Here is a 13792-nt window from a genome sequence, read left to right on the forward strand (position 1 = left end):
GTGGTTCTCCGGCTGCAGATGTCACTCGAACAGGCCTCCAGTTCAGCAATCCAGTGCACGGCCCGGCGGCCTGCATGACATGACTAGCGTAGCCGCCAGCCGCGCCGATTGGGGGCGGCGCCGCCCCCCGCCCGGTCAGGACAGGTGCCCGTCCACGAACGGGGCCAGCGCCCGCGAATACTCGGCGCTAATGTGCGAGTAGTCCCGGTAGACGATCACATCCCCGAGCTGCGGGTAGCAGAGCTTCGCGTCGCAGAATTCGTTTCGGAGCGGGATGCGCGTGAACCCGGGCGCCTTGAAGGCTGCCGCGGCATGCGTGATGGCGGTTCCCTTGGGGAAGGCATGATCCACAGTGGTGGCACAGGCGAGTGGATCCCGGCTGTTGGCCGCAAGACAGGTGGGAACATACTGGCCGTTAGTGCGCGGCACGTCGTCAAAGGCCACCACGCGCTTGCCGGCCGAGAGCAGCCCCTTCCACGCTGTGGTGAAGCCGTCCTGTGCGGGGTCGCGGAGTTCAACGCCGGGCGCCTGCTTGTACGTGTAGGCAGTCGAATAGGCTGCTGTGAACACGGTGGTGACCTTCCGGTCCGTCGCCAGATTTTCCTGCACTTTCTTTCCCCAGGACCGGCAGTCTGTTTGGTTTCCGTCCGTCGCCTCCGAGGGCAGGACGCGCAACGCCGCTGTCAGGGGGCAGGACGCTTTGGTGAACGTCTTGATGTGCCACTTGTGCCGTTCCGCGAGCACCTCGATCGCCGGCAGCCACGCGGTTGCGTGCGAATCACCCACGAGGGCGACGGTGGCTGTGGCCTGGCGTTCGTCCACGCCGAGGTCGCAGGAGACGAGATCAGTGCCGGAAAGATCGCCCTGGCAACCCTTGTACAGGGGTTCCGTGTTTTGCCGGGCAACCACCGCCGGAGCGGGGTCCGGAAGCCCGGACCCGGTCACCGGGTCGCAGTGGTTGCCGGGGGTGAGTGCCCCCGGCCCGTAGCAGGGGCTGTTCACCTGCGCCGCCTTGCCGTCGCTCCCGGCGAAGGCAAATGACGTCAGCGCAACGGAGAGGCCCAGGACGATGGCCATGCCGGACGCGGCGAACGAATACGCGCGAAGGTTGGTCGACAGGAAGCGGCCGGTGCGCAGCGGGTCCTCCACCGTGATTTTCGTGAGCCAGGACAGGAGGACCACCAGGCCAAGGAGGAGGCACTTGTCCAGCAGGCCGGCGGGCCGGCCCGTGACGTACGGGGCAACGATCAGGATCGGCCAGTGCCACAGGTACAGGGAGTAGGAGATGCCGCCCACAAACGTCATGGCCTTGGATGACAGCCACCAGCGGGCTCCAGCCGGTGTCGCCGTCCCGGACACCATCAGGATCAGCACGGTTCCGCCGACGGGAACGGCGGCGGTCCAGCCGGGGAACGGCGTCGCGGCCGTGAACATGAGGGCCGAACCGGCAATCAGGCCAATGCCCGCCCAGCCCAGGACGGTGGCGAGCCGGCCGTCAAGGGTGCGCTCAACGAGGATCAGGGCAACGAGCGCTCCGGCCGCAAATTCCCAGACACGGGCCGGGGTGACGAAGTACGCCATGGACGGGGCGAGCGCCGTCACCGCCATTGAATAGGCCAGGGAGGCTATCCCCACCGCCGCCAGGCCGGCGATCAGAATCGACCGCGGAGACGTCGCCTTGCCCTTTGAACGGGCGAGCTTCGGAACTATGTACAGCAGGCCGAGCACCAGCAGGGGCCAGAAGACGTAGAACTGCTCCTCGACGGAGAGGGACCAGTAGTGCTGGGCGACGGTCGCGTCATTGTGCTGCGCGGAGTAATCCACCGAATCGCCGGCCAGCACCCAGTTTTGAACGTAGAATGCGCTGGCTGCCAGTTGCCGCGCCGTAACTTCCCAGACTGTTGACGGCACCCACAGGAATGCGGCAAACAGCGAAGCGATCAGGACAAGGAAGGAAGCCGGCAGCAGCCGGCGGACACGCCTGGCCCAGAATTTCAGCAGGCCGATTGAAGATGTCCGCAGGATCTCCCGGTACATGTGGGACGTGATGAGGTATCCCGAGATGACAAAGAAGATGTCGACGCCCACGTACCCTCCGGTTAACCGGTTCGGCCAGAAGTGGTACAGCACGACGGCTGCCACGGCGATGGCGCGCAAGCCTTGGATCTCCGGGCGGAACGGGGCCTGAGCGGGCCGCTGCTCTGCCGTGCGGAGTCCTGAAGCCGGGTCATTCACGAGGTTAGTTGCAGACACAACAGGCAATTTTACCGTTGAATGCGGCCGGGCCGGTGCGGGGCGGCCCACATCCGGTCACCGCTCCCGCCGTTCCTGGCTGCCTTCCACACCCTCCACGCGTCCATACACGGGTCCGTGCCGGGGAGTCCCGCGTGCCCGTCGGCTGCGTGCCCTATGGAATACTTGACGGGTGAGTCGAACCTGGATAGTCATACCCATGTACAACGAAGCGTCCGTCGTCGGTACCGTCATCGAGGGGCTGAGGGAAGAATTCCCCAACGTTGTGTGTGTCGACGACGGCAGCAGTGACGGCTCCCAGGGCGTCGCCCGGGCAGCGGGCGCCGTCGTCGTTCAGCACCCCGTAAACCTGGGTCAGGGGGCCGCGCTCCAGACGGGCATCGAGTATGCGCTCCAGGACCCGGAACTGGATTGCATCATCACCTTCGACGCCGACGGCCAGCACCGCGTCGTGGACGCCCGTGCCATGGCCGACCGAATCCTGTCAGGCGAAGCCGACGTCGTCCTGGGATCCCGCTTCCTCGATGACCGGACAAAGCTGTCGCCCATGAAGCGGCTGGTCCTCCGTACGGCCGCTGTGCAGTCCCGCCTCGCCACCGGCATGGCCCTGACGGATGCGCACAACGGCCTGCGGGCCTTCAGCCCGGGAGTGGCCCGCGGCCTTCACCTGGAGCAGAACCGGATGGCACACGCCTCCGAACTGGTCCACCAGCTTGCCGAGATGAATCCCCGCTGGGTGGAACAGCCGGTCGAAATCGTCTACACCGACTATTCCAAATCCAAAGGCCAGTCCCTGCTGAACTCGGTCAATATCGTTGCTGATCTCTTTTTTAGGTGAAATTGTGCAGATTATTGTCCAGATAGTTCTCGTCCTGGCCGTCGTTATCATGTCGCTGGCGCTGATGCGCGGCGGCTCCAACGCGCGGCACCTCGCCATCCGCCGGATCATGCTGGTCCTGTTCGCCTGCGTAGCAGCGTTTTCCATCTTCTTCCCCGAACTGCTGACCCGGGTGGCACACCTCATGGGCATCGGCCGAGGCACGGACCTGGTCCTTTACGGCCTCGTGGTCAGCTTCCTGGTGTTCATGGCCACGACATACCAGCGCTTCCGTCATATGGAAGCCACGTTGACGAAACTGTCCAGGAGGATCGCCCTTGACGAGGTGGCACTGCCAGGCGCCAGCGATGCACATCAGAGCGGAGATGCCCAGCCTGATCGGCGGCTGACCCCGCCGGCCCACGGGGGACAATGACGTCCGTTCGGGGCGTACCGCTGCAGGCAGGCGCCCGCAGCCCCGAAAGCCCCCGGCAACGGGACTTCGGCCTGGACATCCTCCGGATTGTCAGCATCTGCGGAGTCGTGGCCATTCACGTTTTCGGCCTCCTGGTGGGACGGGCACCCCGCGGCAGCCGGACCTGGTGGATCGCCGTCACCATCGACGTCGCATGGATCTGGGTGGTTCCCGTCTTCGCGATGATTTCCGGAGCGCTCATCCTTGGCTCCCGGCAACTCGCCGATCCCGGGCTTTTCTACCGCAGGCGGGCTGTCAGGCTGGTCCCCGCGCTGATCGCCTGGAACCTCATCTACCTGATCGGTGTGCGGCTGTGGATGCGCGGCGAGGACCTCACCCCGGCGCGTGTCCTGCAGCTCCTCGTGGACGGATCGGTGTTCACCCAGCTTTATTTCCTGTGGCTGATCGCCGGGCTTTATGCCGTGGCGCCCTTGCTGGCCGCTTTCCTTCGCGGCGGAAGCAGGCGCAGGGCCGTTGCCGCCGCCGCAACAATCCTGGCGGCTGCCCTGATCTTCTACATGATGCCGGGAATCCTGAGCCTCTTTGGCGTCTCCCGTCCCATCCAGCTCAACGTCTTTACCCACTGGATGCCGTATGTGGGGTATTTCCTCGCGGGCTACGCCCTCAAGGACGTCCGGCTGGGCGGCTGGAAATTGCTGGCCGCAGGAGCCGCGACGGCCGGGCTCGTGGCAGCTGCCATCTGGCAGTACGGGCACAGGGGATCGCTGCCGGTGCTGGATGCTGCTTTTCCGGTCTCCTACCTGGGGCTGCAGGTTGCGCTGGCTGCCATCGGCGTCTTCGTGGTGGCGCTTTCCCTGTGTGACGGCCTCAAGCTGAAACGGGCGGGGAAGATGACCGTTGCACTGTCCAACGCGACCTTCGGCGTCTTCCTTGTCCACCTCGTCATTTTTGAAGCAATCCGGCTGACCGTTCCGGCGGTGTCTGCCGGAAATTCCCTGGGCGCAATCGCCGGTGCCTATGCCGTGACGCTGGCCGCCAGTTTTGCGGTCTCGCTTGCGGCCAGCCGTATTCCGCTGGTCAAGAACATTTTCTAGCCCCTGCAGGTTGCCCGCCGCCGGTGCATGCGGGCAACGCGTGGTGGCGGTTTCCGGACGGAAGGCCCTGCAAGTGTCTGGGATAATGGGTCATATGACTGAGCTCCCCTCGTTGCTGATCCTGACCTTTTCGCCCATTCGTTCGGATCCAAGGGTCCTCAAGCAGGTTGAGCTGTTCAAAGGCAAATACCGGGTGACCACGTGCGGCTACGGTGAAGCCCCTGAGGGAGTCGATGATCACTATGCCCTGCCCAGCGACGCCCGCGGCTGGCCCTCGGACAAACTGGGACTTGTCGCCCGGCGCTATCCCCGCGTATACAACGGGCTGACAGCCGTTCAGGCAGCGCGGAAAGTGTTGCCCCGTGGTGAATTCGACGTCATCCTGGCCAACGACCTGAATACGCTGCCCTTGGCCTTCGAACTTCAGCCGAGGCTCGGCGTCCACGCGGACCTCCACGAATTTGCGCCCCGCGAAAAAGAAGACGACCTCAAATGGCGGCTGTTCGTTGCGCCGTTCATGCGCTGGCTCTGCCGCCGCTACCTTCCAATGGCTGAATCGGTCACCACTGTGTCCCAGGGCATTGCCGAGGAGTACACCAAGGATTACGGTGTGGCCGCAGGCGTTGTCACCAACGCTGCACCGTACGCCGAGCGGGAGGTTCGTCCTGTCGGCACCCCCGTGCGCCTGATCCACAGCGCGGCCGGGCAGCGCTACCGGAAACTTGAAAACTTCATCGAAGCCATGCGGGACGCGCCGGACTGGCTCACCCTGGACATGATCGTCATGCCCAACGAGCCTGACTACGTGGCGGAACTGAAAGAGAAGGCGGCGTCTGTCCCGGCGATCCGGTTCCGTGATCCGGTTCCGTACGCCCAGCTGGTGGCAACCCTGAGCGAATATGACGTGTCGCTGGTGTTTCTCCCTCCGACTAACTTCAACCTGAAGAATGCCCTGCCGAACAAGTTCTTTGAAGCCGTCCAGGCCCGGATCGGCCTGATCGTCGGCCCGTCACCGGCGATGGTTTCACTTGTTGAGCAGTACGGCTTGGGCGCTGTGACGCCCGACTTCTCCGCCGATTCGCTGCGTGCGACGCTCCACGGCCTGACGGCCGACAAGATTGCGGAGTGGAAGAAGGCGGCAGACGCCGCAGCCCGGCCGCTCTCGGCCGAGTCCCAAGTGCTGGCCTGGCAGAAGGCCGTGGACGACATCGCGGGTTCCCGGCACGCACGCGCCTAAGGCGGCACGCAGGCTGGCCGGACAAGAAGGGCGGCTCCCACGCGGGAGCCGCCCTTCTTGTGCCTTCGGGCGTCTAGCCCGCAGCGGACGAGACGGAAACGAGGGCCGCTGAGCCGACAGTGCCCGCCGTCGATACCGGGCCCCACTTGCTTCCGGCGGTGACGGGGTAGTACCGCAGCTGCCCGGACGTCTGCAGGGCCAGAAGTCCCTTGCTTGCTGCGCCGGCGAAACCTGCCGTGGCGGAGAACTGCCGGAAGGACTGCCACCCGGTGCCGACAATCTTCCTTGCTTCCGGAACGAAGCTGTTTGTCCCGGTGGAGCGGAAGAGCTTCATCGAACCGGAGGAGGAGACGGCCAGGAGGTCCTGTTTTCCGTCAGTGTCGAAGTCCACCATGGCCAGCTTGAGTCCGGTCCAGCCCGTGCCGATCCGCACGGGAGCGCTGAGCGCTGCACCCGACGCGTTGGCCCAGTAGTTGAGCTCTCCGTTGCTGCCATAGCCCACCAGGCCGGGGTAGCGGCTGCCGGTCACCCACTTGCCGGCGATCAGTGTGGTCTGGGCGAAGCCTGCCGTGGCGACAGTGACCGGTCCGGTGAATCCGCCCGACGCCGATCCCAAGTACGCGGATAGCGCGCCGCTGGTCTTCTGGGCGAGGACGTCGGGGACGCCGTCGCTGTTCCAGTCGACAACGTTCAGGGACTTCATCCCTGACCAGCCGACGCCGATCTGGAACGCCCCGGAGATCACGGAGGACCCGGCCGGATGGTTCCAGAGCCTTCCCGCGGCGTCAATGGAGAGCACGTCCGCGGTGCTGGTGACCGGCCGTTCGGATGCAAGACGGGCGCTTCCGGAAATTAGGGTGTTCGCCCATCCTGCCGACAGCACCGACTTCTGGCCGAAGGCTCCCTGGCTCAGCGGGTAGTAGCTGAGCGTTCCTGCGCTGTCGCGTGCCAGTAACCCGTTCGAGGACGGTGCCGCGAATCCCCTGGCCGGACTGATGCTGGTCATCGCGCCCCACCCGTTGCCGATCAGCTTCCGGGCTTCCGCGATGAACGTTCCCGTGCCGTTGGAGCGGAAAAGCGTCATGCGCCCGAGGTAGTCAACGGCGGCAACGTCCTGGTTGCCGTCCCCGTCGGCATCCGTCATGGAGACATGCATCCGGGTGAATCCAGACCCGATGCCGGCAGCAGGGCCAAGGGCCCCTCCCGACGGGTTCGGGTAGAACCGGAGCGCCCCGTCCGCCTGGCGGACCACGAGGCCCGGATATTTCGAGGCCTTCAGCCAGGGCCCGATGGTGATGTCTGCTCCGGAGAGGCCCGAGGCGAGAATGCTGGGTGCCGCGAAGCCGCCGGCAGCCAGCCCGGTCCGGATGCTGAGGGCTCCGGCGGTACTGAGAGTCGCCACATCCTGGATACCGTCTGCGTTCCAGTCGGTGACGTGAACGGAAGCGATGCCGGTAAAGCCGTCACCGATCTTGGTTGCGGCCCCGAGGGCGCCCCCGCCGGCGGAGCGGCGGAACAGGCCGCCGGCGGCATCGATGGTCACAACGTCCGAGGCGGCCGTGATCGAGGGAGTCGGCTGGGTGGGCGGAGGAGCGGCAGCGACGTTGACGGTCTCGCCGCCGGCGATGAGGAAGTCGTTCCATCCGACGCCGATCAGGGCTGACGCGCCCCACGTTGAGTTGCCGGGCACGGGGTAATAGGTCAGTTGCCCACCGCTACTGCGGGCCATGAGGCCGTTGGTTCCTGCGCCCTTGAAGTTGGTGGTAACGGTCACGCTGGTCATCGCGTTCCAGCCGCTGCCTACCGTCGGCCGTGCCTCGGCAAGGAAGGAACCGGCGCCGCCGGAACGGTAGAGCCGCAGCGCCCCGGTCGTGTCCTGCCCAAGGATGTCCTGATTGCCGTCGCCGTCAAAGTCGATCATGGTCAGGTTCAGCCCGGCCCAGCCGTTGCCGATGGCCGTTCCCGTACTAACGCCGGACCCCGAGGCGTTGCGCCACAGGCGGAGCGCGCCGGCATCGTCTCGCGTGATGATCTGCGGGAAGAAACTGCTGCCGAGCCAGTAGCCGACCGTGAGCTGGTAGTTGGCCCAACCCGTCGCTGCCAGCACCGGGCCGGCGGCAAATCCGCCGGTGGAGGCGCCCAGGTACACGTTGACGCGGCCCGAGGTCCATTGGGCGACGAGGTCCAGGACGCCGTCGGCGTTCCAGTCGATGGCGTTAATGGAACGCAGTCCGGTCCAGCCGCTTCCGATCTGGCGCCGCGCGCCGAACGTTCCCGAACCTGTCGCGGGATAGTCCCAAAGGACGCCGGTGGGGTCGGCGGCAATCACATCACCCAGAGACGTTATCGATGGTGTCGGGACGGCACCGTCGGCCGTGGACGCAAACTTCTGCAGGGTGGCCAGTGACCCGTTCCAGGCGTTGGAGTCGCCGTCGAAAGGTCCGGTGCTGCTGTACTGCCAGACACTGTATGTTCCCCAGCCGTTGGGCATGGTGCCCACGAAGGTCGAATATGAGGCCAGGTGCAGGGGCTGCCTGCTGAAGGCTCCGGAGTTGCCGGTGCACCTGGTCCACCAGTCGGTAGTTGTGTAGATCATGGGAAGGCGGCCGGTCCGGGCCAGAACACGGTTGGAGAAGGCAGCAATCCAGTTCACCATCGCTGCCTGGCTCATGTTGTAGCACGTGTTGCCCAGCGACGGGTACGGGTTGTACTCGATGTCCAGAAGCGGGGGCATGGTCTTCCCGTCGCCGCTCCACCCTCCGCCGTTGTTGACGAAGTAATCGGCCTGCACGGACGCCGCCGTCACGTTCGGGAGCGCGAAGTGGTACGCCCCGCGGATCATGCCCGCGGCTTCCGCGCCGCCGTACTGGGACCCGAAGAGCGGGTTCCGGTACGTCGTGCCCTCCGTGGCCTTCACGTAGGCAAACCTGGCACCCATGTTGAACTGGGCCGTCCAGTTGACAGCGGACTGGTGGCTGCTGACGTCCATCCCCTGGACGCCGGGCGGCATCCAGGTATTGGCGGCCTCTGTGGAGATGGCATTCAGGGACGACGCCTGCGACTGCTTGGCGAACGTCGAGGCGCGGGCCTTGGCGCCCTGGCCCATGTAGGCGCCGTCTTTGCCGATTTCGGCGCGCAGCGCGTCCATGTCGATCTGTGCGGGGGCCGGTTGTGCGGGGGTGGCAGCCTGAGTGGCTGCGGCAGATGTCGCCGGGTCCGGTGTGCTCGCCGAGGGCGCGGCGGCCGACGACGGAGCTGGTTCCGTGGACGCAGCGGGGCTCGTCGAGGCGGCGGGGGCGTCAGGGGTTGCGGGGCCAGCGGGCGGCGTCGCCGTTGCTTGGGCCGGAAGGCCGCCGCCTACGCACAGCATCGTGGACAGAATCGCGGAAGCCCCCACAAGGCCCAGCCGTCTAATGCTCAACGCAATGACTGCGGAGCGACTGCTTTTCGAGGAACGTTCCATGTAGTACTCCGTAGCCTTGAGCTGCTGGCTTAAAACGGCCTCATGGCTGACTTTCCTCGCCGTATTGAGCCCCGCACCAAACCAGCGGCGATGTTAGCGGGCCCATCCTAACACCAGAGGTATGGAAGTGACTAATGTGACTCCTGTGACCAGCGGGGACGCTGAACGGCACTGCGCCTGCCGGATGGGCCTTCAGGTCCCCTTGGCAGCAACGGAGGCGTGCAGGCGCTGACGCCCTGCGTCTGGACCTAGACTTGTGGCCATGAAAGTTTTGGTCACCGGGGGCGCCGGCTACATCGGATCACACACTGTGCTTTGTCTTCTTGAGGACGGGCATGAGGTCGTCGTGCTGGACAACCTCATGAATTCGAGCGTCGAGGCGGTGCGCAGGGTTGAGGAGCTCACCGGCAAGAAAGTGGATTTCCGTGAGGGCGACCTTCTGGACGCGGACGCCGTCGACCGCGTGTTCGCGGAAGGCGGCTTCGACGCCGTCATCCACTTCGCCGGCCTCAAGGCCGTGGGGGAGTCGGTCGAGAAGCCCCTCTGGTACTACAAGAACAACGTCGTGGGCACGCTGAACCTGCTGGAGAGCATGGAGAAGGCGGGCGTGCGCCGGCTGGTCTTCAGCTCGTCCGCCACGGTTTACGGTGCATCGGAGCATGTTCCCCTGATCGAAAAGTCTCCCCTCGACGCAACCAATCCCTACGGGCGGACCAAGGAGCAGATCGAGGACATCCTCTCCGACCTGAGCGCCGCCGATCCGCGCTGGAGCATTGCGCTGCTGCGGTACTTCAACCCCGTGGGGGCGCACGAATCGGGCCGCATCGGTGAAGACCCCCGCGGCATTCCGAACAACCTGCTGCCGTTCGTGGCCCAGGTGGCCGTGGGCCGCCGGGAGAAGGTCATGGTCTTCGGCAACGACTATCCCACGCCCGACGGCACCGGCGTGCGGGACTACATCCACGTCATGGACCTTGCGGCAGGCCACCTGGCCGCGCTGCGCTACCTCGCGACCAAGACCGGCGCCTTCCGCTGGAACCTGGGCACCGGACGCGGCTCGTCCGTGCTGGAAGTCATCGATGCCTTCGGCGCTGCTGCCGGCCACCCGATTCCCTACGAGTTCGCGCCGCGGCGGCCCGGCGACGCGGCCGTGAGCTACGCCGATGCCTCGGCCGCCCTCGCGGAACTGGGCTGGTCGGCGCACCGGAACCTGGCGCAGATGTGCGAGGACCACTGGCGCTGGCAGAGCTCCAACCCGTTCGGCTACGCAGAACAGGACTGACGGCCGGGCCCCGGGTCGGCTGGCACAGTTCCGACCCGGGACCCACTTATCCACAACTTGTCCGCCATGACTTTGCCCACGGGGTAGCATCCCTTAGCTTTAACCCAATTGCACTTCCTCCGCCGGGGGCGGCAGTCGTATTGGGGAATACATGGATGCTGTACGGATAGTCGAGGATGAAGTCCGGGAGCTAATTCGTCGCCGGGGTCTCGATCCGCTGCGGCAGGCGGTCGAAGTCAGGCGGCTCGTGGATGCAGCCGTGAGCGATTACGACGAACGCGCACTCATGGGGCCGCTCCCTCCTATCGGTCCGCTGGAACCCGCCCGGAGGTTCGTCTTCGACGCGGTGGCAGGCTTCGGCGCCCTCCAGCCCCTGCTGGACGATCCGGAGATCGAGGAGATCTGGATCAACGCGCCCTCGGAAATCTACGTGGCCAGGAGCGGCGAATCCGAGCTGACGTCCCTCAGCCTCACGGACCAGCAGATCCGGGATTTGGTTGAGCGCATGCTGAAGAGCTCCGGCCGGCGGTTGGACATGTCCTCGCCTTTCGTAGACGCCGCGCTGCCCGACGGATCACGGCTCCACGTGGTCATCCCTGACGTCACCAGGCGCCACTGGGCCATCAACATCCGCAAGTTCGTGGTCAAGGCAAGCCGCCTGGAGCACCTCGTTGAACTGGGCACGCTGACACCGCAGTCGGCACGGTTTCTCGGAGCCGCGGTGGCCAGCGGGCTCAATATTCTTGTGTCCGGTGCAACGCAGGCGGGTAAGACCACCATGCTCAACTGCCTGGCGGCCAGCATCGGGAGCCGCGAGCGCGTCATCACCGTTGAGGAAATCTTTGAGCTGCAATTTCCGCTGCGCGACGTCGTCGGGCTTCAGTGCCGGCAGCCGAACCTCGAAGGCGAGGGTGAAATCCCGCTGCGCCGGCTGGTCAAGGAGGCGCTCCGGATGCGGCCCGACCGCCTCGTCGTGGGAGAGGTACGGGAGGCCGAGAGCCTCGACATGCTCATCGCGCTGAACTCCGGGTTGCCCGGCATGTGTACGGTGCATGCCAACTCCGCGCACGACGCCGTGACCAAGATCTGCACGCTTCCCCTGCTGGCCGGAGACAACATATCGAGCGCGTTTGTCGTCCCGACGGTGGCCTCGTGCATTGACCTCGTGGTCCACTGCAGCCGCCAGGCCAGCGGCCGCCGGCAGGTGACCGAAATCCTGTCGCTGGGCAGAAGGGTCGAGAACGGCATCATCGAGTCGTCCATGATCTTCTCGATGGTCGACGGCCAGCTGCAGCTGAAAGCCAACTCGATGCCCGCAGCGGAGAAATTCGCGAAGGCCGGTTACGACGTTGCCGCCCTCCTGGAGCCGCGCTGATGGCGCCGCTGCTGGGGGTACTGGCAGGGGCCGGGTTGTTCCTGATCTGGTGGTCGGCATGGGAAGAGCCGGATCGCGTCAGGAAGCAGCGCGGTAACGGCCGCCTGCAGGACCTGCTGCTTGCCGCGGGCGTGGAGAAGGTTACCGGGGCCGGCCTGGTCGGGAGCTGCCTTGGCCTGGGCGCCTTTGCCATGCTCGCCTTCTTTGCCGTGAGCAAGTCATGGCCGATTTCGTTCTGCTTCGGACTGTTTGGCGCCTGGCTGCCGGTAGTTGTCGTGAAATGGAGGGCCAAGAGGCGTACTGCCGTCCTGCGGCGGCTATGGCCCGACGTCGTTGATCACCTGAGGTCGGCGATCAGGGCCGGGTTGTCGCTGCCGGAGGCACTCATCCAGCTGGGTGAAAAAGGACCGGAGGAACTGCGCCATGTGTTTCGGGACTTCGGCTCCGACTATCGTTCGGGCGGGCAGTTCGACGCTTCCCTGAACAGGCTCAAGGAGCGTCTTGCGGACCCGGTTGCCGACCGGATTATTGAGGCACTGCGGCTGACCAGGGAAGTGGGAGGCTCCGATCTCGGCAAGCTCCTCGGGACCCTGGCCGAGTTCCTCAGGGAGAGTGCCCGGACCCGGAGTGAACTGGAGGCCAGGCAGTCGTGGACGGTCAACGCGGCCCGCCTCGCTGTTGCCGCCCCGTGGATCGTCATGGTGCTGCTCGCGAGCCGCCCGGAAGCCGTCGCCGCCTACAACACGCCGATGGGGGCGGCGGTCCTGCTCGGGGGGCTGGTCGTTTCCCTGGTCTGCTACTCCGTCATGCTCCGGATAGGGGCCCTGCCGGAAGAAGAGAGGGTGCTGCGATGACCACGGTGCCGGCGGCTGCGATCGTGTGCGGCGTAGTTCTGGGCGCCGGACTCTGGCTCGTCGTCGTCCGGCTGCCATTCATGCGGTCAATGAGCCTCGCGGAGCGGATCGAACCGCAGCTGCGATCCCAGAACATCGAATCCAGGCTCCTGCGGACCGTGGACCACACCATCACGCCATTTGGTCCGCTCGAACGCATTCTTCGCCCGCTCATCAAAGATGCCACCGCCAAACTGGGCAAATTCAACCTCGGCTCGTCTGCGCTTGCCCGTAGGCTCGCGCAGGCGGGCATCAGCAAGCCGCCTGTGAACTTCCGGGCAGAGCAGTTGCTCTGGGCCGTTTCCGGCTTCGTCGCTACAGTCGGTCTCATCGTTCTGGGCGCACTCGCCGGGAGGTTCAGTCCAGTCCTGGCGGTCGTTGCTGCGGCCGGAAGCGCAGTGGGCGGGTTCCTGTTCCGGGACTACTGGCTGGGTGTGCAGATACGGAAGCGTGAAGAACGGATGATGGCGGAGTTCCCCAGCCTCGCCGAGATGATGGCGCTCGCCGTGAGTGCCGGAGAAAGCGCCACTGGTGCCCTGGACCGGGTGTGCAGGAGCGCCCGCGGTGAGCTGTCAAAGGAATTCGGCGCGGTCCTCGCCGAAACCAGGGCAGGGAAGCCCCTCGTGGAAGCGTTGCAGGAGTTCTCGGCCCGGACTGACCTGGGACCACTCGTCCGGTTCGTCGACGGCATCATCGTGGCAGTGGAGCGCGGCACGCCCCTCGCAGAGGTCCTGAGGGCGCAGGCCCAAGACGTCCGCGACACCGCGAAACGCGACCTGATGGAGTCGGCCGGAAAGAAGGAAATCGCGATGATGGTGACAAATGCGCAGAGCTTCTATTTCTACGACGACGGCATCTTGTCGCAGTACGTTGCGTGCATGTCTTCGGGAAACTCCCGCGCGCGGCCTATGCCGGCACGCGGGTGCGCCAGCGATTAGATTG

The 13792-nt window shown here is 65.5% G+C and carries 10 protein-coding genes; 8 read left to right on the forward strand and 2 right to left on the reverse strand.

From position 1 onward, the window contains the following. Positions 1 to 135: 135 nt before the first annotated feature. Positions 136 to 2253, reverse strand: coding sequence for an acyltransferase family protein (locus B1A87_RS04090; RefSeq protein WP_139362782.1), 2118 nt, complete (start codon positions 2251 to 2253; stop codon positions 136 to 138). A gap of 199 nt (positions 2254 to 2452) precedes the next feature. Between B1A87_RS04090 and B1A87_RS04095 the strand changes: the two genes are divergently transcribed. From B1A87_RS04095 to B1A87_RS04110, 4 genes are all read left to right on the forward strand, one after another. Next, on the forward strand, positions 2453 to 3091 hold the full coding sequence (locus tag B1A87_RS04095) for a glycosyltransferase family 2 protein (RefSeq protein WP_078027996.1): 639 nt from the start codon (positions 2453 to 2455) through the stop codon (positions 3089 to 3091). 4 nt (positions 3092 to 3095) lie between these two features. After that, the gene (locus B1A87_RS04100; protein WP_078027995.1) at positions 3096 to 3506 is read left to right on the forward strand and encodes a DUF2304 domain-containing protein; all 411 of its coding nucleotides are present in this window, start codon (positions 3096 to 3098) and stop codon (positions 3504 to 3506) included. Next, positions 3503 to 4600: an acyltransferase gene (locus B1A87_RS04105; protein WP_078027994.1), complete on the forward strand. Its 1098-nt coding sequence runs from the start codon at positions 3503 to 3505 to the stop codon at positions 4598 to 4600. Before B1A87_RS04100 ends, B1A87_RS04105 begins: the two co-directional genes overlap by 4 nt. Before the next feature lie 94 nt (positions 4601 to 4694). Next, the gene (locus tag B1A87_RS04110) at positions 4695 to 5837 is read left to right on the forward strand and encodes a glycosyltransferase (protein WP_078027993.1); all 1143 of its coding nucleotides are present in this window, start codon (positions 4695 to 4697) and stop codon (positions 5835 to 5837) included. A gap of 73 nt (positions 5838 to 5910) precedes the next feature. Here the strand turns inward: B1A87_RS04110 and B1A87_RS04115 are convergent, their stop codons facing one another. Further along, on the reverse strand, positions 5911 to 9258 hold the full coding sequence (locus B1A87_RS04115; protein WP_185982229.1) for a GH25 family lysozyme: 3348 nt from the start codon (positions 9256 to 9258) through the stop codon (positions 5911 to 5913). Positions 9259 to 9562: 304 nt separating this feature from the next. On the opposite strand from B1A87_RS04115, the gene galE reads away from it, so the two are divergent. The 4 genes from galE (at position 9563) to B1A87_RS04135 (ending at position 13788) form a co-directional block, all read left to right on the forward strand. Further along, entirely contained in the window at positions 9563 to 10582 is a 1020-nt protein-coding gene (gene galE, locus B1A87_RS04120) for a UDP-glucose 4-epimerase GalE (protein ID WP_078028195.1), read from the forward strand. A 151-nt stretch (positions 10583 to 10733) separates the two neighbouring features. Continuing rightward, on the forward strand, positions 10734 to 11957 hold the full coding sequence (locus B1A87_RS04125) for a CpaF family protein (protein ID WP_078027991.1): 1224 nt from the start codon (positions 10734 to 10736) through the stop codon (positions 11955 to 11957). Continuing rightward, on the forward strand, positions 11957 to 12811 hold the full coding sequence (locus B1A87_RS04130; RefSeq protein WP_078027990.1) for a type II secretion system F family protein: 855 nt from the start codon (positions 11957 to 11959) through the stop codon (positions 12809 to 12811). Before B1A87_RS04125 ends, B1A87_RS04130 begins: the two co-directional genes overlap by 1 nt. Continuing rightward, positions 12808 to 13788 (forward strand): type II secretion system F family protein, encoded by a 981-nt coding sequence (locus tag B1A87_RS04135; protein ID WP_078027989.1) that lies wholly within the window; start codon positions 12808 to 12810, stop codon positions 13786 to 13788. Before B1A87_RS04130 ends, B1A87_RS04135 begins: the two co-directional genes overlap by 4 nt. Positions 13789 to 13792: the final 4 nt, after the last annotated feature.

It is taken from the genome of Arthrobacter sp. KBS0703 (assembly GCF_002008315.2).
Taxonomy (GTDB): domain Bacteria; phylum Actinomycetota; class Actinomycetes; order Actinomycetales; family Micrococcaceae; genus Arthrobacter.